Genomic DNA, 22572 nt, shown 5'->3' on the forward strand with positions numbered 1-22572 from the left:
CCGCTCCGGCATCTTCCGGGATCAATTGAAGACGAATTGGCCCACCTCGCGGGCACCATAGTCGTTGAGCCAATAGAAGGTCACGGCCTTGGCATGGACGACCCCGGACAGCGGCTCAAGGGGGAAATCGAAGCTGCCCCCCGGCGCCACCATGCCGCCACTTGAGTTGCTGTAGCGCTGCGACGACGCCGTCGCCTGCAGCTCCAGATTGCTGATGCTGACGTGATAGAGGCTGGGGTTGCTGGCACGCAGTGCGTAACCGTCCCCCTGCCGGATCAGGCGCCAGCTCAACTGCTTGGCGGAGCGCTCGACATTGCCAGGCAGCCCGGATGGCCGGTAGAACATCTTGATCCGTGAGCGGAAGGCGAGCTGCACCAGATTCTGACCCGCCTGGGTCGACTTCACGCTCGGCGGCACCTCCAGCACGTTCAGCCAGAACACCGACTCCCGATCCTGGGGCAACCCCTGCCCCACATAGGCCAGTCGCAGGGACTGGCCACGCTGGGCCTCGATGCGGGTGATGGGAGGGGTTACCAGGAAGGGGAGTACCTCGGCGCCGGGCCGGATGCGGCGATCGCCCGCATCTATCCACACCTGTACCAGCGAGGGGGTGTTCCCCTTGTTGGTCAGCTCCAGGGTGACCTCACGGGCGTTGGCCGGGTAGATGACCCGGGTGCCCGAGATCTGGACATGGCCCCAGGCCAGCCAGGGCAGGAGCAGCACGCACCAGAGCATGAGCATCAGCCCCGCCCTGCGGGGCCGATGGATGCGAAGCGCCTTCATGGCAGAGCGCTCAGTGGTAGTCCAGGGAGTAGATGAGATCCGCCGAGACCAGGCCGGCACCGACGGCACCTGTGGCTATGTACTGGGCGCTGTAATAGAGGGTTGCCCCCCCGGTAGCACTGAAGTTGACCAGCACGTTGTTGCCTGTGTTGGTCCTCAGATCGATGGGAGTGCTGTTGGCCGAGAGGATCTGCACCTCGACGTTCTGGGCCGGGTTCTTGCCGCCCGAGGCGACGGCCTTGTTGCTGAGGTTGCCCGTGGTCTGCTCCACCCCGATGTTTTCGAAGTAGGCCCGCACCGACCCCGTGGTCGGGCAGCTGGTGAGGGCGAGGTTGAAGCCTGTCGCCCCCGCGGTCTGGCCTATGCTGCCGAGCGCATTGGTGCTGACGGTCGGCAGGGTCACGGTCGCCGACGCCGTCCCACCATTGACCGCGATGGCACAGGTCCCGGCGGTCACCTCGCCATTGATGGTAATGACCCCGTTGAAGGCGGCAACGGGTGCCGACATCCCCATGGTGAGTCCGAGTATCAAGAGAGCCTTCGTCTTCATCACAACCTCCACCTGTCCCTGGATGGCGCTGGCGACTGCTTTTCTCCTGCCAGTGCCTTGCTGCCTGCCGCCATAGGTGCCATTCAAAGACACCTTTAGTGACACATTAGTAAATAGCACAGAGTTCTCACTCCTGCCCTGTTCCAGGCAAACCCTGACGCACCCCATGGCCCGAGGTGACGGACAGCCGGGCAAGAATGTGGCATCATTTTCCCCCTTTTATCTCACCGCCTTGTTCGATGGAGCCACCATGCGCCGCCTGTTCTTCCTCGTTCTGCTGCTCGGCAGCGCCTCCCTTCATGCCGAACCCGGCTTCATCAGCCGATTGCTTAACCACCCGGTGCCGGGGGGCGTGGCCGTGGTGCCGCTGGGAGATGGGCCCAAGGCGCCCGCCGCGCGCTATCAGGACAAACCGGTCCTGGTGGTGCGGGAAGAGGGGCGGCACTGGATTGCCATCGTCGGCATTCCGCTCAAGAGTCAGGCGGGCCCCCATCAGCTGCAGGTGAGCGATGGCCGCACCCTGGGCTTCACGGTCGGCAACAAGCACTACCGTGAGCAGCACATCAAGCTGAAGAACACCCGCCAGGTCAATCCGCTGGCCGAGGACATGGCCCGCATCAACCGTGAGCTGGCCGAACAGAACGAGGCCTACCAGACCTTCAGCCCGGCCCAGCCGAGCAACCTGCTGTTCGACAAACCGGTCCAGGGCCCCCTCTCCAGCCCGTTCGGGCTGCGCCGCTTCTTCAACGGCGAGGAGCGCAACCCCCACTCCGGCCTCGACTTCGCGGTCGGTGCCGGTACCCCCATCAAGGCACCGGCCGCTGGCAAGGTGATCCTCATCGGCAACTACTTCTTCAATGGCAATACGGTGTTCGTCGATCACGGTCAGGGGCTCATCAGCATGTTCTGCCACATGTCCAAGGTGGACGTGACGCTGGGCCAGAGCCTGCCTCGCGGCGGCATCGTCGGTCGGGTCGGCGCCACCGGTCGCGCCACCGGTCCCCACATGCACTGGAACGTCAGCCTCAACGATGCCCGCGTCGACCCCGCCATCTTCATCGGCGCCTTCAAGCCCTGATCCGGGCAGCACGAAACGACAAAGGCAGCCCGGGCTGCCTTTGTCGTTCATGGAGAGAGGGGGCTAGTCACGGAGCTGCGGCATGCTACCCGGCCTCCTTGCCCATGGCCCGCCACATCACCAGTACCAGTAGGGTGCTGCAGGTGGGCAGCGCCAGCCAGACCCCGGCCACTCCCCACAGGGAGGAGAAGCCCCACAGGAAGCCGCCAATCAGCACCAGCTTGCCCCCGGTGAGCAGGGAGGCGATGCGGGCCCGGTTGATGGCCTGGAAATAGGTGGCCCCCACCAGCAGCAGGCCTTCCATCGGCAGCCCCCAGAAGTAGAGCCAGATGCCGAGCGTCGCCACCGGCAGGAGGGCCGCGTTGTCGCCCGCAAACAGATAGACCACCCCCTCGGGCCAGACATAGAGCGGTATCATGCCGCACAGCGCCACCCCCAGGGTCACCCCCAGCGCCAGGTTGCGCACCCGCAGCACCCGCTGCCAGTTACCCGCCCCGGCATTGAAGCTGGCGATGGGCTGGATGCCCATGGCGATCCCCTCGAAGATGAGATAGAAGAAGGCTTCGCTGTAGCTGATGACGCCGTAGGCGGCCACGTGCAGGGAGCTGCCGACCGACAGCAGCGCCTTGTTGTGCAGCGCTAGCACCACAGACAGATAGAGGTACATCAGGAAGCTCGACACCCCGAGTCGCAATGTCTCCCCCATCAGGCGCCAGTCCGGCACCAGGGTATCCCAGCGGATGCGCAGCTGGCTGCGGGGGGTGAAGAAGTGCCACAGACAGAGGCCGCCGGTCACCGCCTGGGAGAGCATGGTGGCAATCGCCGCCCCCGCCAGTCCCCAGGGGATCACCGCCATCAGCAGGTAGTCGAGCAGCACGTTGAGCACGCCACCCCCCACCAGGATCCAGGTGGTGAGGCCGGGTCGCCCGTCGTTGCGCAGCAGGGCGGTGAACGCCATGGAGAGCACGGCAAAGACCCCGAGCCAGGCGTACCACTGCAGGTAGGCGAACCCGGCGTCGAAGATGACCCCCTCGGCCCCCATCCAGGTCAGCATCTCCTTGCCGTACCGGATGCCGATGAAGGCGAGCACGGCGGAGGCGATGAGCACCATCACCAGGGCGTTGCCGACTATGTGGCGCGCCTTGGCCTGCTCCCCCTTGCCCAGATAGAACGAGGCGAGCGACGATGAGCCCATGCCGATCAGCGCCCCCACCGCATAGAGCACGGCGCAGATGGGGTAGGCCAGCATCATGCCCGCCAGGCCGTCCTGACCCAGGATATGGCCGACGAAGATGCCGTCTATGGTGACGTAGATGCCGGTGACCAGCATGGCGGCCACCGTCGGGGTGACGTAACGCAAAAAGAGACGAGAGAGGGGGGCCGTGCCCAGCTCGACAGTGGACATAAATTGCTCAAGGGAGGGGAACGGCCAGAATAATAGCCAAACAAGACCCGGATCACCCGTTATTTATGTTGCAGATCATTAATGTGGAAGGCTTTACCCACCCCTGCCCCTGCTTTAGGCTAAGGCGACTTCTCATGAACGGAAACGTGCGCCATGTTGCAACGCCTGCTCTGCCTGATGCTCTGTCTCAGCCTGCTCCCCTTCTCCGCTGCCCAGGCCGATGATGCCGTCACCCAGGTGGAAGAGTTGCTGCAAAGCGTCCCCAAGACCGACAGCCCCGAGAACCAGCAACTGCGGGAGAGCTATCAGCAGGCGCTGCAGTATGCCCGGGATGCCCAGCGCTACCGGGAGCAGGGCAAGGCCTATCAGCAGATCCTCATCGACTATCCCAAGGAGTCGGCCCGCCTCAAGGAGAGCCTGCACAACTATCAGCCCCAGTCCCGCCCGCCCCTCTCCTCCCTCAAGGAGGAGGCGCTGCGCCAGGCCATCAGCCTGAGCAGCAACCGCCAGATCAACCTGCGCAAGGAGCGCCAGGCGGTGACCGACAGCCTCAACCAGCTGGAGAGCACGGGCCAGGAGTACCATGTCCGGGTCGATGAACTGCGCAAGCAGCTGCTGCAGACCCGCTCCCAGCTCGATCGCTTGAGCTTCAGCAACGAGTCGGACAGGCTGCAGGAGGCCCAGCAACTGGCCACCCGCCTCAAGGAGCAGAGCCTCTCCGACCGGATCCAGATGCTGGAGCTGGAGCAGCTCTCCGCCCAGCAACGCAACGATCTCGGCAAGCTGAAGCTGCAGGAGCTCAACCTCGCCATCACGGACGAGGACGAATGGCAGAACAGCCTGCTCAACCAGCAAAACCAGCTGCGGCGAGAAAAAACGGAGCAGGCGCTGGCGGAGAGCGAGCGGCTGCGCCGGCAGCTCACCTCGGATCTGCCCCTGCTGCAGGAGCAGCAACAGCAGAACCAGGCACTCTCCCTGCAACTCGGCGCCCTGGAAGATCAGATAGAGCGGGTACAGGACGAACAGCGCGGCATCGACACCTCCCTGTCAGGGCTGAGCGATCTGGTCAACTCGGTGCGGGAGCAATTGGAGTGGCTGCAGATAAGCAACGCCTACGGCGAAAACCTGCGCAGCAAGCTGGCGGATCTGCCTGCCTACTTCCCCCTGGAGAAGCTGGAGTCCGACATCGTCAAGGCGCGCATGGCGAAGTACCAATACGAGACAGAGCAGGATGCCCTGAAGGATCCCGTGCAGATCCGCAACAACCTGCTGAGCGGGGATGAGATCACCCTGGACAGGGCCCAGCGCGCCGTGCTCGACAACCTGCTCAAGGCCAGGCGCCAGCTGCTGACCCGGCTCAACGACGCCTCGGATACCCTCATTCAGGAGCAGACCCGGCTCAAGCTGCTCTACAGCCGCCAGAACAGCAAGATCGACGAGATCCGCGAGATCAGCGCCAGCCACCTGTTCTGGATGCCGGACGTACGCCCGCTCACCCCGGCCGTCCTGCTCGGCGTGCCCACCGCCCTGAGCCTGCTGCTCGATCCCGTCAACTGGCTGCAACTGCCCAGGGCCATAGTGGAGAACAACCCCATGACCCTGACCCTGGCGGGGCTCGGCCTGCTGGTGTTGGCCTGGTGCTGGGCCAAGCTGGGGCGCCACCTGGTGCAGTACAGCCACTACATAGCCCCGCGCATCGGCAAGGTGACCCAGGACAAGTTCAGCCTCACCAGCCGGCTGCTGGTGCGCTCCCTGCTGGCGGCCCTGCCGCTGCCCGCCATGGTGCTGATGATGCGCGGCCTGCTGGACGGCGCCTGGCAATACCCCTTTGCGGTGGCGGTGGCCCGGGGCCTTGGCGAGATCTGGTTCCTGCTGCTGGCGCTGCTGGTCGCCCGCCATCTGACCCTGGAGAAGGGGATCCTCATCCTCCATTTCCGCTGGCCAAAGGAGCCGGTACAGCGGGTCTGGGGCCAGTTCCGCACCCTGCTGCTGGTGCTGATCCCCAGCTTCTTCGTGCAGGGCATGGCCAACAGCTATCAGGAGCACGCCGTCTACGACTCCCTGGGTCGCCTCGCCTTCATCATCGGTGCCCTCTGGCTGCTGCTCTTCTTCGCCCGCCTCAACCGGGAGAGGCTGCCGCTCACCTGGGGCCAGGCGGACATGACCAAGCCCCACCTGCTGCACCACTTCATCTGGAACAGCCTGATGCTGGCCCCCCTGCTGGCGGTGCTGGGCTCCCTGTTCGGCTACTTCTATACCTCCCGCATCCTGCTGCGCCAGCTGGAGCTGAGTCTGCTGGCGGGGCTCGGCTGCCTGCTGATCTACTACCTGGCCCATCGCTGGATGCTGATCCAGCGCCGCCGCCTCGCCTTCGATCGCGCCAAGAGCAAGCGGGCCGAGATCCTGGCCCAGCGGGAGCGTGACGAGGACGACTTGAGCTCCGAGATCCCGGACGCGGTGGAGGAGCCCGAGCTGGATCTGGACACCATCAGCGCCCAGTCCCTCGGTCTGGTGCGCACCCTGCTGATGCTGGGCTTCACCATGCTGGTGGTGGTGCAATGGTCGGATCTCAACTCCGCCTTCAGCTTCCTCAGCAGCATCGAGGTGTGGCAGGTGAGCAGCAAGGTGGCCGGCATAGAGCAGCTCTCCGCCATCACCCTGCAGGATCTGATGCTGACCGCCTTCGCCTTCATCCTGACGGTGGTCACCGCCCGCAACCTGCCGGGGCTGATGGAGCTCACCCTGCTCCAGCACCTGAGCCTCTCCCCCGGCACCGGCTTCGCCCTGACCACGGTCAGCAAGTATCTGGTGATCCTCATCGGCGCCCTCACCGGCTTCTCCATGCTCGGCATCGACTGGTCCAAGACCCAGTGGCTGGTGGCGGCGCTCTCGGTGGGCCTGGGCTTCGGTCTGCAGGAGATCTTCGCGAACTTCGTCTCCGGCCTCATCATCCTGTTCGAGAAGCCGATCCGGCTCGGTGACACCGTCACCATTCGCGATCTGACCGGCACCGTCACCAAGATCAAGACCCGCGCCACCACTATCGTGGACTGGGACAGGAAGGAGATCATCGTCCCCAACAAGGCCTTCATCACCGAGCAGTTCATCAACTGGTCGCTGTCTGACGCCATCACCCGGGTCAAGCTGCGCATTCGCATCGGTCTGACCCAGGAACCCAAGCGGGTACAACAGCTGCTGGAGCAGTGCGTGCAGGAGTCCACTCTGGTGCTGGATACCCCCACCCCAGAGGTGTTCCTGATCGAATTCACCGACTCGGCCCTCATCTACGAGATCCGGCTCTACGTCAACAACATGGATCACCGGATGCCGATCACCCACGAGGTGCACTCGCTGATCCTGGAGAAACTCAACCAGCTCGGCATGCCTCTGCCACACCAGCAGATCGACATTCGGATGAGCCGGGGATGATGGACCCCCTCCCCTTGTGAAGGGGAGGGCCGGGGTGGGGTCATCACCATCCCCCAATGACGACAACAGGAGCAACGAATGCAGATCATTGCCCATCGCGGTGCCAGCAAACTGGCGCCGGAGAACACCCTCAAGGCGATGGAGATAGCCATCGCACTCGGAGTCGGCGCCATCGAGCTCGACGTGCAGTGGGCAGATGGCGAGCTCTGGGTCTTCCACGACCGGCGGCTGGAACGTTGCACCGACGGCCACGGGGTGCTGACCGAGCAGTCCCGGGACTATCTGGCGAGCCTGGATGCGGGAGAAGGGGAGCGGATCCCGACCCTGTGGCAGGTGATGGGCCTGGTGGCGGGGCGCTGCGAGCTGCACATCGAGCTCAAGGGGGCGCACACCGCCGAGCCGGTGGCGGCCCTGACCCTCCGCGCCGAGGCAGAGCTTGGCTTCACCCCGGCCCACTGGGTCGTCTCCTCCTTTCACCATCCCGAACTGGCGCACTTCAAGGCACTGCGGCCAGAGATCCGGCTTGGCGCCCTGACCGCCAGCCTGCCGCTGCACGGTGCCCGTTTCGCCGAAGAGCTGGGAGCCTGGTCCCTGAATTGCGACGTGGATTTTGTCGACGCCGGGCTGGTGGCGGATGCCCATCGCCGTGGGCTCAAGATCCTGGTCTACACGGTCGACGAACTGAGTGATGGGGCTGCCTTGGCGGCCATGGGTGTCGATGGCATCTTTACCAACCGACCAGATCGATTCAGCTGAGTATCGGCGCGCCCTGGCGGCCCATCAGGAGGTGAAAAAAGATCGAAAATTTCCTGTGCACCGGGATACATAAAGTCCACTTTCAGCCGATACAGAGTTGGCTCATAACAATAACAAACACCACACAGATCTCAGACCGACGCTCACAAGGATGTAAACATGAATTTATCCATCAAGAACAAGCTGGTCCTCGCCATCGGGGCCATTATCCTGGTCATCTCCAGCCTGCAGGTCTGGTACAACACCACCCAGCTGCGCAGCGAAACCCAGCGGCTGATCTGGAGCTTCATCGACGACAGCTCCATCTCCAACGTCAAGGGGATCTCCCGCTGGCTCGATGCGCGCATCAATCTCGTCACCGCCACCAAGGAAGCCTTCACCAAGGAGGATGAGCCCCTCAGCCACCTGGCCCAGTCCATGAACGCAGGCAACTTCGACCTGGTCTATGTGGGCACCAAGGATGGCCGGATGATCCAGAGCAAGCAGACCAACCTGCCTGCCGGCTATGATCCGCGCCAGCGTCCCTGGTACAAGGACGCCATGGCCGCCGGCAAGCTCGCCATCACGGCCCCCTATGCCGATGCCTCGTCTGGCAACCTCATCATCACCATCGCCGAGCCCTTCAGCCGTGGCAACACCGACGGCGTCATCGCCGGTGACGTCTCCATCGACGGCCTGGTGCGCGACGTGCTGGCCATCAACTCGGAAGGCACCTACGCCATCCTGGTGGACAGCAACGGCACCATCATAGCCCACCCGGACAAGGCGCTGACCCTCAAGCCCGCCACCGCCCTCTCCCCCGAGCTGACGGCGGCCAAGGTCAACGAGCTGGCCCATGACAACACCATCTCCGAGATGGATATCAGCGGCAAGGCCAGCGTGTTCGACCTCACCGAGATCCCGAATACCAACTGGTATTTCGGCATAGTGGTGGACGAGGCGGTCGCCTACCAGTCCGTCTCCCGCATGGTCACCTCTGCCCTGCTGCAGGGTCTGCTGACCATCCTCATCGTCGCGGGCTTCTCCTACGTGGCCATCAACAGCTCCCTGGCTCCGCTGAAGACCCTCGGCGAGGCGATCGCGGATCTCTCCCGCGGCCATGGCGACCTGACCCGCCGCATCAAGATCGAGCGGGAAGACGAGGTCGGCACCGTCGCCAAGCACGTCAACACCTTCATCGAGCGCATCCACGTCATGGTGCAGGACATCTCCAACTCCTCCGGGCAGCTCAACCAGCAGGCCAGGTCCTCCCACGACATGGCGGAGAAATCCAACCAGGGTCTGGCGCGCCAGCAGAACGAGATCTCCCAGATAGCCACAGCGGTACACGAGATGTCCGCCACTGCCGTCGAGGTCGCCAGCAATGCCGAGCAGACCGCGGAGGCAGCCCGCAGCTCCTCCAGCAGTTGCGAGCACGGCAAGCAGGTGATCGCCCGCAACCAGCGTTCCATCACGGATCTCGCCACCCAGGTCAAGCAGGCCTCAGGCATCATCCAGGAGCTGGAGAAGAACGCCCAGGAGATCAACACCATCCTCTCCACCATCCAGGGCATCGCCGAGCAGACCAACCTGCTGGCGCTCAACGCCGCCATCGAGGCCGCCCGGGCCGGTGAGCAGGGTCGCGGCTTTGCGGTGGTCGCCGACGAGGTGCGGGTGCTGTCACAACGCACCCACAGCTCCACCGTCGAGATCCGCAGCATGATAGAGACGCTGCAGCGCAACACCCAGGGGGCCGTCAGTACCATGCACGAGGGCCAGCTGCTGGCCCAGAACAGCGTGGAAGATGCCAACGATGCCACCCAGGCCCTGGAGCAGATCACCACCTCCATCAACCAGATCTCCGACATGGCGACCCAGATCTCCAGTGCCGCCGAGGAGCAGCGGGCGGTGACCGACGAGGTGAGCCGCAATATCCAGGCGGTCAAGGACGTCTCGGACGAGCTGGCGGTGGATGCGGACAGCTCCCGCAATCTCTCGGCTCAACTTAAAAATATTTCAGGTGAGCTCAACAATCAGGTCGGCATGTTCCGCATCTGATCGAGACAATGAAAAGGGGCCGTCCAGGCCCCTTTTTTTCTATAAACCCTTTTCGTTTCAATGGTTATAATTCCCTTTCGACACCGGACACTCTGTGATCCGCCTCTCCATTCGAGTATCATTCTGACGCGACTGGTGCCTGCCCTGACTATATTCGCATTACTTTTTTCGATGTTTTTTTAGCATCCCCAAGGTGATAATAGTTATCACTAAACATTTTTGATAAAAAACTTAAAAACTTTAGGGGCAATACCTAAAAAGAGAGGCATTTCTCATTTTTTTGAAAGAAAACTACGTACAATCTTGGGGTTAAAATCATCAGAGTAGCGAGTACGGCTGATCCAGATCACTGATGGATGGCGATAATGACGGCATTTTCATCCAAGGAATGGGGTGGTTGTAATAAAAATCACCGTTGCCAAGCACTAAAACAAAGCAGTTTGACTTGCATCAAGCCTGAATTTTTTTCATAGAGCAAAATCGTGCCCAGCAAATCTATCCCTAAGGAGGCAGATGTGGATATTATCAAGACCGATGTTGCCATCATCGGTGCCGGTGGCGGTGGCCTGCGTGCCGCAATCGCCATTGCAGAAGCCCACCCGGAGCTGGAAATCGCCCTGATTTCCAAGGTCTATCCGATGCGCAGCCACACCGTGGCCGCCGAAGGTGGCGCCGCAGGCGTCGTCCGTGATGACGACTCCCTCGAAAACCACTTCAACGACACCGTCTCCGGTGGCGACTGGTTGTGTGAGCAGGACGTGGTCGAGTACTTCGTCAACAACGCCACCAACGAGATGATCCAGCTGGAGCACTGGGGCTGCCCCTGGAGCCGCAAGCCGGATGGCAAGGCCAACGTCCGCCGCTTCGGCGGGATGAAGATCCCGCGCACCTGGTTCGCCGCAGACAAGTCCGGTTTCCACATTCTGCACACCCTGTTCCAGACCTCCATCAAGTACCCGACCATCAAGCGCTATGACGAGCACTTCTGTCTGGATCTCATCGTGGACGATGGCCGCGTCCAGGGGGTACTGACCTTCGACATCCAGAACGGCATCACCCGCTTCATCCAGGCCAAGTCCGTGGTGCTGGCCACCGGCGGTGCCGGTCGAGTCTACCGCTACAACACCAACGGCGGCATAGTCACCGGCGACGGCATGGCGCTGGCCTACCGTCATGGCGTGCCCCTGCGTGACATGGAGTTCGTCCAGTATCACCCGACCGGCCTGCCGGGCACCGGCATACTGATGACCGAAGGCTGTCGTGGCGAGGGTGGCATCCTGCTCAACAAGGATGGCTACCGCTACCTGCAAGACTATGGTCTGGGCCCGGAAACCCCAGTCGGCCAGCCGAAGAACAAGCACATGGAGCTGGGTCCGCGCGATCGTCTCTCCCAGGCATTCTGGCAGGAGCAGCAGAAAGGCCGCGTGATCCAGGGCCCCATGGGCGACGTGGTTCACCTCGACCTGCGCCACCTCGGCGAGAAGTACCTGAAAGAGCGCCTGCCCTTCATCTGCGAACTGGCCAAGGCCTACGTGGGTGTGGATCCGGTCAAGGAGCCGATCCCGGTCCGTCCGACTGCCCACTACACCATGGGTGGCATCGAAACTGACGGCAAGTGCGCAACCCGCATGCCCGGCCTCTACGCCGCTGGCGAGTGTGCCTCCGTCGGTCTGCACGGTGCCAACCGTCTGGGTTCCAACTCCCTGTCCGAGATAGTGGTATTCGGCAAGGTGGCCGGTGAACAGGCAGCCGAATTCGCGGCGACCCAGCAGCACGGCAACACCGAAGCGCTGGCCGCCAAGGCAGAGGCGCTGATCAAGCAGCACCTCTCGCTGATGGACATCGACGGGACCGAAAACCCGGCCGACATCCGCAACGAGCTGGGCATGTCCATGGAAGCTGGCGTCGGTATCTACCGTACCGAAGAGCTGATGCAGGGCACCATCGACAAGATCAACGAGCTCAAAGCCCGTTACAAGAAGATCAAGATCAACGACAAGTCCTCTGTCTTCAACACCGATCTGCTGTACGCCATCGAACTGGGCTACATGCTGGACGTGGCCGAAGCCATGGCCCACTCCGCCATCAACCGTAAAGAGTCTCGTGGCTCCCACCAGCGTCTGGACGGTTATGAGGAGCGTGATGACGTGAATTTCCTCAAGCACACTCTCTCCTTCTATGCACCGGAAGGGGCCCCGACCATCGATTACTCCGATGTGAAGATCACTAAATCCCAACCGGCGAAGCGTGTGTACGGTTCCGAGGGTGAGAAACAAGACGAGGCTAAGAAGAATGGCTGAGATGATCGAAATTGAAATCCTGCGCTACCGTCCCGAGCAGGATAACGAGCCCTGGATGCAGACCTTCCAGGTGCCTTACCTGAAAGAGATGTCCCTGCTGGATGCGCTGCAGTACATCAAGGATCAGCTGGACTCCACCCTGAGCTTCCGCTGGTCCTGCCGGATGGCGATCTGCGGCTCCTGCGGCATGATGGTCAACGGCATTCCGAAGCTGGGCTGCAAGACCTTCCTGCGGGACTACCTGCCGGGCAAGATGACCATAGAGCCCCTCAACAACTTCCCGATCGAACGCGACCTGGTGGTCGACATGTCCGATTTCATCGAGAAGCTGGAGAGCATCAAGCCCTATATCATCCCGAGCGAGCCGCGCAGCCTGTGCGACGGCGAGTACACCCAGACCCCGGCCGACATGGCGAAGTATCACCAGTTCTCCATGTGCATCAACTGCGGTCTGTGCTACGCCGCCTGCCCGCAGTATGGCATCAACAAGAAGTTCACCGGCCCGGCGGCCCTGGCGCTGGCCTATCGCTACAACGCCGACAACCGCGACAGCGCGTCCAAGGAGCGGATGAAGATCATCAGCCAGGACGAGGGCGTCTGGGGCTGTACCTTCGTGGGTTACTGCTCTGACGTGTGCCCGAAAGGCGTGGACCCGGCCGCCGCCATCCAGCTTGGCAAGGTCGAGAGCGCCAAGGACTACATGATCGCCATGTTCAAGCCGGATTGAGGAGTGAGACCATGAACAACACCCAAAGCAAACGTAAGCCCTACGTGCGCGAGATGAAGAAAGACTGGTGGCTGAAGAATGCCTTCTACACCGGCTACATGATCCGCGAAGGCACCAGCATCTTCGTCTCCATCTACGCCGTGGTGCTGATGTGGGGTCTGATGCGTCTGGTGCAGGGTCAGGAGGCGTTCAACGGCTGGCTGGAGTCCCTGCAGAGCCCCATCGCCATCCTGTTCCACGTTATCGCCCTGGCCGCCTGCCTGTTCCACGCCAAGACCTGGTTCGCACTGGCCCCCAAGGCCATGCGCATCTTCCGTGGCGAAGACCTGGTGCCGGAGAAGCCAATCGTCATCGCCCAATATGTGGCACTGGCGGCGGTATCCCTGCTGATCCTGATCATCGTGGCTTGAGGAGATTAATGATGAGACGTTCTGACGAACCCATTTACTGGGGACTCTTTGGTGCCGGTGGCATGGTGGTTGCCATGCTGCTGCCGGTGATTGTCCTCATTACCGGTCTGCTGGTGCCCATGGGCATCATGGACGTGGAGACCATGAGCTACGAGCGCGTGCTCGCCTTCGCCAGCTCCTGGTGGGGTGCCTGCATCCTGCTGGTCATCATAGCCCTGCCCATCTGGCACGGCATGCACCGCATCTACCACGGCCTGCATGATCTCGGGATCCACACCACCAAGCTGCACCACTATGTGTTCTATGGCTTCGCCTTCCTGGTGTCCGCCATCACGGTCGGCCTGCTGATGGTGCTGGTACTCCAGTAATCCTTAAGTTGCCAGCAACAGATGATAAAACCGGGCCCAGTGCCCGGTTTTTGTTTGGCTGATATGCAGCGGGCGGGCTAAGGGCCCGGCGTTGGCCACAGGGCCAGCAGGGGCGCAGGGATGGCGCCAAGTTTCAGGGTCGGGGTCTGGTGCCAGTCGGCCAGCTTTTGCAGCGCCTTCCCCAGATCCTGCGCCAGGGTGCGCGTCACCCTGACCCCGGCTTCCAGATAGAGGTTCTTGACCTCGAACACCCCCTCCTTGCGATGGGCCTTGGCATCCAGACGCCCCACCAGCTTGCCGCGATGCAGCAGGGGCAGCACGAAGTAGCCGTACTGGCGCTTGGGGGCCGGAGTGTAGCACTCGATGCGGTAGTCAAAGCCAAAGAGTTCGCTGGCCCGCTTGCGATCCCACACCAGGGGATCGAAGGGGGAGAGCACGGCGGTGTGGGTCGCCTTGAGGCTGCCTGCCTGGGCCCGGGCCAGCTCATCAAAGAGCGATGCGTGCACGAAGGCGCCGTGCTGCCACCCCTCCACCCGCACCGGCAACAGCTCCCCCTCGTCCGCCAGTTGATGGAGCAGGGAGTCGTATTTGCCTCGCTTGAGCCGGTAGTAATCCGCCACCCAGCCGGTCTTGACCAGCCCCAGCGCCCGGCAGCTGGCCCGCACCATGTCCCGCTGGGCGAGCTCAGGGCTCGGCAGATCCCGCCCGTCGTCCCACTCGGGCATGACCCGCTCGGCGAGATCGTAGACCCGCTGGAAGTTGCGCCGCTCGCGCACCATCAGGCGCCCTGCGGTGAACAGCACCTCCAGGTGGCGCTTCTCGGGCTTCCAGTCCCACCAGCCGTTGCCCTTGCCCTCCTTGCGCTCAAAATCGGCGGCCCGCACCGGGCCATCCCGACGAATCCGCTCGACTATCTGCTCTATCTCGCCGCCGTGGGTCTTGAGCCACTGGGCGGAGAACTTCCAGCCCATGGCGGCGGGATCCAGCATGCGATGGCGCAACAGCCGGTAATCTTCCCGGGGGACGAAGCAGGCCTCGTGGGCCCAGTACTCATAGATCTCGCCATCGACCAGCAGTTGCTCCAGCCAGCGCGGATCGTAATGGCCGAGCCGGCTGAACAGCACCAGATAGGGGCTGCGAGCCACCACCGAGATGGTGTCTATCTGCAGCAGCGCCATGCGCCTGATGCAGGCCAGCAGATCGGAGGGAGAAGCCTTGGCGCGGCGCGGGGTCAGCAGCCCCTGGGCGGCGAGTTGCAGGTGGCGGGCGTCTTGCAATGACAAATGGGGGATCGACATGGAAATAGGGGCATCCGTTCCTAGGTTTCAGGCCACCAGCATGCCCAACTCATGGCCAAATGAAAACGCCCGTCTCAGGGTTTGACGAGCACGGCCACATCGGCGTGGGGAAACTCGAGCTGCGCCTGCCAGCGGGCTGCCAGGGCGCGGAACGAGGACTCGGCGAAGAAGACGATGTGGGTCGGATCGTGGCGGTAGCGCCACTGCCTGAAACGCTCGTCTCCCAGCACCCTCTGGGTCTGCAACACCAGCAGGCCGCCGGGTTTGAGGCAGCCCCAGAGCCGGTCCAGCACGGCGCGCGGGGTGGCGATGTGCTCGATCACCTCGGTGCTGGTGATGAAGTCATACTGCCGCGTCAGCAGCTCGGGCCGGTCGGCATAGAACTTGTCGTAACCCGCCATCTCAAAGCCCGCCTCCCGCCCCATGGCGATGAGGGCAGGCCCGGGACCACAGCCGAAATCGAGGCCGCTGGCAGGAGGGCTCACCCGGGAGAGCACCTCGCCGAAGGCCCGCATCAGAAAACCGCGATAACGGGGATCGTCCACCTGGTTGTCGTGCCCGTCATAGACCGCCTTCTCGGCGCCCTCGTCAAGGTGATCCGCCTCATCCAGCCAGACCAGCTCGCAGTCCAGACAACGGTGATAGCGCTTGCCCGCCACCGGCAGGGGGTAGCTGTGGCGAGCCGAGCAGAGGGGGCAGCTGGCGCTTGATGACATGACGGATCCTCCTGGGTGACAGCCGCGCAGATTGCCTGCCCGCCGCCTCCCTGACAACTTTTTTTACTCCTTAAGGGTTTCTTAAGTTTGCCCTTTTACTCTCAAGCCATCCCAAGAGAAGGAGCCAACCATGACCATAGAGATCCAAGCCCCCTACAGGTTGATCCTGGCCGACTCCCCGCAGCAGGTCATGGCGCTGCAAGCTTATATCCAGGCCGCCTACACCCTCGAATTCAACGCCCGCATCCCCCATTTTCTGCCCTGCCTGCTCGGGCTCTACCGGGCCGATGGGGTGCTGGTCGGCGCCTGTGGCCTCAACCAGGCCTGCAACGGCGAGGGTGGGCAGCCCCTCTATCTGGAGCAGTATCTGGAGCAACCCATCGAGGCCGCCATCGAAACCCGCCTCGGGGTACGTCCGGCCCGCAGCCGCATCATCGAAGTGGGCAACCTGGCCTGCAGCGAGCCGGGCAATGCCCGCCTGATGTTTGCCGCCCTGTGCCGGCTCTTGTGTGACAACGCCCTCGACTACGTGGTGTTCACCGGCACCGCCAAGCTGCGCAACAGCTTTGCCCGGCTGCGCCTCAACCCGGTGGAGCTGGCCCCCGCCCAGGCCCATCAGGTGGGGGAAGACGCCAGCGCCTGGGGGGAGTACTACCGCTGCCAGCCCAAGGTGATGGCCGGGGACATCAACCAGGGGCGCGAGGTGCTCGCCCAGAGCAGCCTGCTGCTCAACCTGCTGGGGCCCATGCCCATGCTTTTTAACCAGGCTGGCCATGACAAGAGGTGCGCCCAATGAGCCTGTTCGACGCCATCGCCCGCCACGCCGGCCTGACGCCGAGCCAACCGGCACTGCAAGGCAGCCAGGGCGAGCTGGATTACCAGACCCTGTGGCAGCAGATCCAGCACCTGGCCGACCGCCTGCGGCAAGCCGGCATTCGCCGCCTGGCCCTGCAGCTCGACAACGGCCTGCCCTGGGCGCTGATCGATCTGGCCTGCACCCGGGCCGGCATAGTGGTCATCCCGGTGCCCCACTTCTTCAGCCCGGCCCAGCAGGCATGGCTGCTGGAGAGCAGCGGGGCCGATGCCCTGGTGGGCCCCGAGCATGAGGCCTGGCAGGCAGCCGCCCCCCTCATCCTGATGACGGGCAGGCCGGATGAACAGGCGCTGCCCCTGTGGCGCCGTACCCCCGCCAGCCTGCCCGAGCTGCCGGCGGGCACCGCCAAGATCACCTATACCTCGGGCACCACGGGCCAGCCCAAGGGGGTCTGCCTCTCCCTTGCCCAGATGACGGCGGTCTGCGAGTCCCTGGCCCTGCGGGTCGCCCCTGCCCGGGTCGAACAGCACCTGACCCTGCTGCCCCTGGCCACCCTGCTCGAGAATCTGACCGGTCTGTACGTGCCGCTGCTCACTGGCGCCTGCAGCCGCATCCCGTCCCTCGGCGAGCTGGGCTTCACCGGCTCCAGCACCCTCAACCCGGCCATGCTGGGCCAGGCCCTGGCGCGCTGGCCCAGCCACAGCCTGGTGCTGGTGCCCGAGCTGCTGCGCCTGCTGCTGGCGCTGTGCGCCATTACCCCGGCCCTGGCCGAGCGGCTCAAGGGGCTGCGCTTCGTCGCCGTCGGTGGCGGCAAGGTGGCCCCCGAGCTCATCGCACATGCCCGCACTCTGGGGCTCCCTGTCTATGAGGGCTATGGCCTGTCGGAATGCGGCTCTGTCGTGGCGCTCAACGGCCCGGACGCCGACCGTCCGGGCAGCGTCGGCCGCCCCCTGCCCCACTGCCAGGTGACTATCGCCGCCGACGGCGAAGTCATGGTGAGCGGCAGCGCCATGCTCGGCTATCTGGGGGAAGAGGCGCCCGCCATCCCGCTCATCGCCACCGGTGATCTGGGGCGGATCGACGAGGATGGTTTTCTCCACATCACGGGGCGCAAGAAGAACGTGCAGATCACCGCCTTTGGCCGCAACTTCTCCCCCGAATGGGTGGAGGCCCAGGCCCAGCTCTGCCCGGCCATCGCCCGCATCGTGATCTTCGGTGACGGCCAGCCCGCCAACGTGGCCCTGATCCAGCCGCTGCCGGGCACCCAGTTCCAGCTGGCCGAGCAGATTGCCCGGCTCAACCAGCAACTGCCCGATTACGCCCGCATCCATCACTGGCTGCCGGTGGCGCTGGATCAGCACCCCGGCCTGCTGACCGCCAACGGCCGCCCCCGTCGCAACGAGATTTATCACCACTTTTCCCGGCAGATCGACCAATGCCTGACCCAAGGCCTCACAGGAGAGACCTCATGAGCTTCTACCAGACCCTGCAACAAGCCACCGCCTCCGAGCGCGAGCACCTGTTCAATGCCCCCATCATCGAGGCCTGCCGCCGCGGCGACATCAGCCGGGAGACCTACCTCGCCTTCCTGGCAGAGGCTTACTACCACGTGCGCCATACTGTGCCGCTCCTGATGGCCACCGGCGGCAAGCTGGGACAGGAGTACGAATGGGTGCGCGGCGCCATCCGGGAGTACATCGACGAGGAGTACGGCCACCAGGAGTGGATCCTGAACGACATCCGCGCCTGCGGCGGTGACGCCGAGGCGGTGCGCCACGGCCGGCCCGGCCTGCCCATCGAGCTGATGGTGGCCTTCCTCTACGACCAGATCCAGCGCGGCAACCCCATGGGCTTCTTCGGCATGGTACAGGTGCTGGAAGGCACCAGCGTCGCCATCGCCCTGACGGTGGCGGACCAGCTCAAGCGCGGTCTGGGCCTGCCGCCCCAGGCGATGAGCTACCTGAGCTCCCACGGCGCCCTGGATCAGGAGCACCTCAAGTTCTTCGAATCCCTGATGAACCAGGTGGAAGACGCCGCCGATCAGGCCGCCATCATTCACTCGGCCAGGGTGGTCTACCGCCTCTATGGCGACATGCTCCATCAGCTCACGGGATCCTGCCAATGAAGCTTGAAGGGAAACGCATACTGCTCACCGGCGCCAGCGGCGGCATAGGGGAAGCCCTGGCCATGGAGCTGGCGGCCCAGGGGGCGCACCTGCTGCTGCACGGACGCCGGGCCAGCGCCCTGGAGCGCCTGCGCAAGGAGCTGCCCCATTCGGATCGCCATCAGACGGTGACCGCCGATCTGGGCTCGCCCCAGGAGCGGGCCAGGCTGTTGCAGCACCCGGCGCTGGAAGAAGGCCTGGATGTGCTGATCAACAGCGCGGGCTGCAACCAGTTCGCCTGGCTGGAGGATCAGAGCGGCGAGCAGGTGACGCGCCAGCTGCTGCTCAACATAGAGGCGCCTATCCAGCTCACCCGCGCCCTGCTGCCCCGGCTACGCAAGCCCGCCGTCATCATGAACATAGGCTCCAGCCTCGGGGCCATCGGCTATCCCGGCTACAGCGTCTATTGCGCCAGCAAGTTCGCCCTGCGCGGCTTTAGCGAGGCCCTGGGACGGGAGCTGGAGGGCACCGGCATCAAGGTGCTGCACTTTGCCCCCCGCGCCACCCGCACTCACCTCAACTCCGAGGCGGCCTACGCCATGAATGCGGAGCTCGGCACCCGGACCGACAGCCCCCAGGACGTGGCCGAGGAGGCCGTCATCGCCCTGTGCAACGAGACGCGCCGCCGCTGGCTCGGCTGGCCGGAGAAGCTGTTCGTGCGGCTCAATGCCCTGCTGCCCGCCCTGGTCGACAAGGCGCTGGCCAGACAGCTGCCCGTCATCGAACGCCATGCCCGCCACCCCGCCCCCCTGGCCACAGATCACGGGGACAACTCCGCCTGTGCCACGAACGAGAAGGAACATTGAGATGAAACACGCCACTTTGCGCCCTCGATTTGGTCACAGCCTCCTGCTGCTCGCCCTGGCAAGCAGCCTGGTTCAGGCCGCCGATGCCCTGCCTACCATTCAGCAGCAGTGGGCCCACTGCCAGTATCAGGAGACCGGCAAGGCCAAGGAGAGCTGCCTGGAGGCCCTGAGCGCCCAGGCGGATCAGGCCAGTGCCAAGGAGGCCTTTCGCACCGATCTGCTGATCTGGTCCGCCATCGTCAAGAGCACCTGGGCCGGCGCCAAGGGCGGCCTCGGGGCCCTCAGCCTGGTGAAGGAGGCCAAGGCCAGGCTGGAGATCGCCATCAAGCAGGATCCCAAGGCGCTGGAGGGCTCCGCCTACACCAGCCTGGGCTCGCTCTACTACCAGGTGCCGGGCTGGCCGGTCGGCTTCGGGGATGACGACAAGGCCGAGCAGTTGCTCAAGCAGGCGCTCGCCATCAACCCCAACGGCATCGACCCCAACTTCTTCTACGGCGACTTCCTGCTGGATCAGGGGGACAAGGCCCAGGCGAAGCGCTACCTGGACAAGGCCCTGGCCGCCCCGGCCAGACCGGGCCGCGAGCTGGCGGACGAAGGGCGCAGGACGGAAATCCGCGAGCGTCTTGCCAAGCTATAAACACAAGCAGATCAGTGCGCTATTTAAACTCTGCCCACCAACTTGCATACTGGTGGGCAGCGTCATTTGAGGGAGAGAACAATGCGGATCCTGTTGGTGGAAGATGATGTGATGCTGGGGGATGGCATGGTGGATGCCCTGCGCAGCAGCGGCTACACGGTGGACTGGCTGCAGCAGGGGCTGCCCGCCCTGTCGGCGCTCAAGAGCGAGGAGTTTGCCGCCCTCATCCTGGATCTCAACCTGCCGGACATCGACGGCATCAGCCTGCTGCGCAAGCTGCGGCGGGAGGGGCAGACGCTGCCGGTGCTCATCCTCACCGCCCGGGATGCCCTGGACGATAGGGTGCTGGGGCTGGATGCGGGCTCCGATGACTACATGGTCAAGCCCTTCGCCCTGCAGGAGCTCAACGCCCGCCTGCGCGCCCTGGTGCGCCGCAGCAAGGGGCAGGCCCAGGCGGTGCTGGAGTATGGCGACATCCTCATCTACCCCGAATCCCAGCAGGTCACCTATCAGGGGGAGGCGGTCAGACTGACCCCCCACGAATACAAGCTGCTGCAGGAGCTCATCACCCAGAGCGGCCGGGTGCTGAGCCGGGATCAGCTGCAGCAGAGCCTCTATGGCTGGGACGAGGGGGCCGAGAGCAATGCGGTGGAGGTGCACATTCACCACCTGCGCAAGAAGTTCTTCCCCGAGCTCATCCGCAACATCCGCGGCGTCGGCTACATAGTGCCGCAGCCAGATACCCCGGGCAGCAGAGGGATGCCCACCCGATGAGTCGCGTCCGCTCCATCCGCCGCTTCCTGCTCTCCGGCATCCTGGCCCTGGTCAGCCTCAGCCTGGCCGTCAGCGGCCTCATCGGCTACCTGGAAGCCAACCACGAGATGGAGGAGCTGTTCGATGCCCGTCTCGCCCAGTCCGCCCGCATCACCAACCAGCTGCTCAGCCGTTATCTGAAGCAGCGCGGCGAGCTGCCCAGCAACGGGGCCGTCTACCAGGAGTGGGAGCAGGCCGTGCCCGACGACCCCCATCAGGAGAAGCGCAGCTTCAGCCAGCTGGGGCGGGACAACGAGTTCACCCCCTACGGCCACGAGTTCGAGCGCAACCTCACCTTCCAGCTGCTCGACGAGCAGGGCAACATACTGCTGCGCTCACCCAATGCGCCGAGTCAGCCCCTGGCCACCCTGGAGCGCGGCTTCGACAGCGAGACCAAGGATCACCACGAGTGGCGCACCTTCACCCTCTACAACGAGGATGAGCACACCTGGCTCATCGTCGCGGAGCGGGATGACGAGCGGGGAGAGCTGGCCAGCAAGATGGCCACCCTGACCATGCTGCCGCTCTTCATCACCCTGCCCTTCCTGCTCGCCCTGCTGTGGTGGCTGGTCACCCGGGGGCTGGCCCCGCTGCACCAGCTGACCCAGGCCATCGGCGAGCGCCATCCCGCCAACCTGAGCCCGCTCAACCTGGCCATCAAGGCCGAGGAGCTGACGCCGCTGGTGGCGGAGATCAACCGGCTGATGCACACCCTGGCAGACACCATAGAGCGGGAGAAACAGTTCACCAACGAGGCGGCCCACGAGCTGCGCACCCCGCTCGCGGTGCTGCGCATCCACAGCGAGAACGCCCTGGCCGCCGAGGATGAGCAGAGCCGGGAGCAGGCGCTGCGCAAGATGCTGCTGGCGCTCGATCGCAGCGACCGCCTGATCCGCCAGCTGCTGACCCAGGCCCGCATCGACAACCAGCAGGCCCCCGCGCTCGGCAAGCTGGATCTGAGCCTGCTGTTGCAGGGCACCCTGGCCACCCTGGCCCCCATCGCCCTGAAGAAGGATCTGCAGCTCTCCCTGGAGGGGGACGAGCATCTGCAGGTGATGGGGCAGGCCATGTTGCTGGAGCTGATGTTTGGCAACCTCATCGACAACGCGCTGCGCTACACCCAGGTGGGCGGCGAGGTCGCCGTGGTGATCAGCCAGGAGGGCAACAGGGTCAGGGTGGATGTGCGGGACAATGGCCCCGGCATCCCCACCGCCGCCCTGTCGCGCCTGTGCGAGCGCTTCTTCCGGGTCAACCCCCAGCAGGGGGACGGGGTGGGCCTTGGCATGGCCATAGTCCAGCGCATAGTGCAGCTGCACGGCGCGGATCTCGACATCCACAACCGGCCAGAGGGGGGCCTTGAGGTGAGCGTGCTGCTGCCCGCACCGCCGCGTCCGGCATAGGCGGCGCAGGCCTCAGCAAAGAAAAAGCGCGGGGGCCCAAGCCCCCCCGCCCCATAGTTGATCCCAACGCGGCCTTACAAG

Annotated in this window: 20 protein-coding genes; 15 read left to right on the forward strand and 5 right to left on the reverse strand. The window is 64.1% G+C overall.

The window, feature by feature from the left end:
• Positions 1–21: 21 nt before the first annotated feature.
• Both AAHB08_RS18180 and AAHB08_RS18185 read right to left on the reverse strand, forming a co-directional pair.
• Positions 22–741 (reverse strand): fimbria/pilus periplasmic chaperone, encoded by a 720-nt coding sequence (locus tag AAHB08_RS18180; protein WP_342059701.1) that lies wholly within the window; start codon positions 739–741, stop codon positions 22–24.
• A gap of 52 nt (positions 742–793) precedes the next feature.
• Positions 794–1333, reverse strand: coding sequence for a fimbrial protein (locus AAHB08_RS18185; RefSeq protein WP_025326137.1), 540 nt, complete (start codon positions 1331–1333; stop codon positions 794–796).
• Positions 1334–1583: 250 nt separating this feature from the next.
• On the opposite strand from AAHB08_RS18185, the gene AAHB08_RS18190 reads away from it, so the two are divergent.
• Complete coding sequence (locus AAHB08_RS18190) at positions 1584–2411, forward strand: peptidoglycan DD-metalloendopeptidase family protein (RefSeq protein WP_342059702.1); 828 nt, start codon at positions 1584–1586, stop codon at positions 2409–2411.
• Between the two features lie 85 nt (positions 2412–2496).
• Here the strand turns inward: AAHB08_RS18190 and AAHB08_RS18195 are convergent, their stop codons facing one another.
• Positions 2497–3816 (reverse strand): MATE family efflux transporter, encoded by a 1320-nt coding sequence (locus AAHB08_RS18195; RefSeq protein WP_342059703.1) that lies wholly within the window; start codon positions 3814–3816, stop codon positions 2497–2499.
• Positions 3817–3969: 153 nt separating this feature from the next.
• On the opposite strand from AAHB08_RS18195, the gene mscM reads away from it, so the two are divergent.
• The 7 genes from mscM to frdD all read left to right on the forward strand — a co-directional run bounded on the left by mscM (position 3970) and on the right by frdD (position 13843).
• Positions 3970–7245, forward strand: a complete 3276-nt coding sequence (gene mscM / locus AAHB08_RS18200) for a miniconductance mechanosensitive channel MscM (protein WP_342059704.1) — start codon at positions 3970–3972, stop codon at positions 7243–7245.
• Between the two features lie 78 nt (positions 7246–7323).
• The gene (locus AAHB08_RS18205) at positions 7324–8001 is read left to right on the forward strand and encodes a glycerophosphodiester phosphodiesterase (RefSeq protein WP_342059705.1); all 678 of its coding nucleotides are present in this window, start codon (positions 7324–7326) and stop codon (positions 7999–8001) included.
• A gap of 159 nt (positions 8002–8160) precedes the next feature.
• Complete coding sequence (locus tag AAHB08_RS18210) at positions 8161–10038, forward strand: methyl-accepting chemotaxis protein (RefSeq protein WP_342059706.1); 1878 nt, start codon at positions 8161–8163, stop codon at positions 10036–10038.
• 515 nt (positions 10039–10553) lie between these two features.
• Positions 10554–12338, forward strand: a complete 1785-nt coding sequence (frdA, locus tag AAHB08_RS18215; RefSeq protein WP_342059707.1) for a fumarate reductase (quinol) flavoprotein subunit — start codon at positions 10554–10556, stop codon at positions 12336–12338.
• Positions 12331–13065 (forward strand): succinate dehydrogenase/fumarate reductase iron-sulfur subunit, encoded by a 735-nt coding sequence (locus tag AAHB08_RS18220; RefSeq protein ID WP_059168380.1) that lies wholly within the window; start codon positions 12331–12333, stop codon positions 13063–13065. The genes frdA and AAHB08_RS18220 overlap by 8 nt, the downstream gene beginning before the upstream one ends.
• Positions 13066–13076: 11 nt before the next feature.
• The gene (locus AAHB08_RS18225) at positions 13077–13475 is read left to right on the forward strand and encodes a fumarate reductase subunit C (RefSeq protein WP_342059708.1); all 399 of its coding nucleotides are present in this window, start codon (positions 13077–13079) and stop codon (positions 13473–13475) included.
• An 11-nt stretch (positions 13476–13486) separates the two neighbouring features.
• A complete protein-coding gene (gene frdD, locus AAHB08_RS18230; RefSeq protein WP_025326128.1) occupies positions 13487–13843 on the forward strand; it encodes a fumarate reductase subunit FrdD in 357 nt (118 codons plus the stop codon).
• Positions 13844–13920: 77 nt separating this feature from the next.
• Here the strand turns inward: frdD and AAHB08_RS18235 are convergent, their stop codons facing one another.
• Together AAHB08_RS18235 and AAHB08_RS18240 are read right to left on the reverse strand one after the other, a co-directional pair.
• On the reverse strand, positions 13921–15141 hold the full coding sequence (locus AAHB08_RS18235; RefSeq protein ID WP_342059709.1) for a winged helix-turn-helix domain-containing protein: 1221 nt from the start codon (positions 15139–15141) through the stop codon (positions 13921–13923).
• Positions 15142–15215: 74 nt separating this feature from the next.
• Entirely contained in the window at positions 15216–15857 is a 642-nt protein-coding gene (locus tag AAHB08_RS18240) for a class I SAM-dependent methyltransferase (protein WP_342059710.1), read from the reverse strand.
• A gap of 130 nt (positions 15858–15987) precedes the next feature.
• Between AAHB08_RS18240 and AAHB08_RS18245 the strand changes: the two genes are divergently transcribed.
• The 7 genes from AAHB08_RS18245 (at position 15988) to AAHB08_RS18275 (ending at position 22491) form a co-directional block, all read left to right on the forward strand.
• Positions 15988–16653: a thermostable hemolysin gene (locus AAHB08_RS18245; RefSeq protein ID WP_342059711.1), complete on the forward strand. Its 666-nt coding sequence runs from the start codon at positions 15988–15990 to the stop codon at positions 16651–16653.
• A complete protein-coding gene (locus AAHB08_RS18250; RefSeq protein ID WP_342059712.1) occupies positions 16650–18143 on the forward strand; it encodes an AMP-dependent synthetase/ligase in 1494 nt (497 codons plus the stop codon). Before AAHB08_RS18245 ends, AAHB08_RS18250 begins: the two co-directional genes overlap by 4 nt.
• A complete protein-coding gene (locus AAHB08_RS18255; protein WP_342059713.1) occupies positions 18140–18796 on the forward strand; it encodes a TenA family transcriptional regulator in 657 nt (218 codons plus the stop codon). The genes AAHB08_RS18250 and AAHB08_RS18255 overlap by 4 nt, the downstream gene beginning before the upstream one ends.
• The gene (locus AAHB08_RS18260; RefSeq protein ID WP_342059714.1) at positions 18793–19641 is read left to right on the forward strand and encodes an SDR family oxidoreductase; all 849 of its coding nucleotides are present in this window, start codon (positions 18793–18795) and stop codon (positions 19639–19641) included. Before AAHB08_RS18255 ends, AAHB08_RS18260 begins: the two co-directional genes overlap by 4 nt.
• Position 19642: 1 nt before the next feature.
• Positions 19643–20278, forward strand: coding sequence for a tetratricopeptide repeat protein (locus AAHB08_RS18265; RefSeq protein WP_139435762.1), 636 nt, complete (start codon positions 19643–19645; stop codon positions 20276–20278).
• Between the two features lie 81 nt (positions 20279–20359).
• Positions 20360–21052, forward strand: a complete 693-nt coding sequence (locus tag AAHB08_RS18270; RefSeq protein ID WP_342059715.1) for a response regulator — start codon at positions 20360–20362, stop codon at positions 21050–21052.
• Complete coding sequence (locus tag AAHB08_RS18275; RefSeq protein ID WP_342059716.1) at positions 21049–22491, forward strand: ATP-binding protein; 1443 nt, start codon at positions 21049–21051, stop codon at positions 22489–22491. Before AAHB08_RS18270 ends, AAHB08_RS18275 begins: the two co-directional genes overlap by 4 nt.
• The last annotated feature ends 81 nt before the right edge of the window (positions 22492–22572 follow it).

Origin of the sequence: Aeromonas sp. OTU364 (assembly GCF_038440395.1) — a bacterium.
Classification (GTDB): domain Bacteria; phylum Pseudomonadota; class Gammaproteobacteria; order Enterobacterales; family Aeromonadaceae; genus Aeromonas.